Raw genomic sequence first — 303 nt, forward strand, 5'->3', positions numbered from 1 at the left:
GTCTGGCAACTCCAATGTCTGTGATGGTTGGAATTGGTCGCGGTGCCGGTAATGGAATATTAATAAAGAATGCAAAATCCTTGGAACGGCTAAATAAGGTGGATACGCTCATAATCGACAAAACCGGAACCCTAACAGAAGGTAAGCCATGTGTGGATAAAGTAGTTTCGGTCTCTTCGGAATATACTTCAGGAAGATTAACAGCAATTATTGCGAGTCTGAACACGAACAGTGAACATCCGTTGGCTCAGGCTACTGTGAAGTATGCGGAAAGGAACGAAATAGAACTTATAGAAACTTCAG

At 42.6% G+C, this 303-nt stretch carries 1 protein-coding gene; it reads left to right on the forward strand.

Features of this window, described 5'->3' with window-relative positions; translation table 11 throughout:
- Nucleotides 1-303: HAD family hydrolase (locus ACNKXV_RS14115; protein WP_417908351.1), on the forward strand; the 303-nt coding region annotated here is incomplete at both ends.

It is taken from the genome of Christiangramia aquimixticola (genome assembly GCF_048285835.1).
Taxonomy (GTDB): Bacteria; Bacteroidota; Bacteroidia; order Flavobacteriales; family Flavobacteriaceae; genus Christiangramia; species Christiangramia aquimixticola.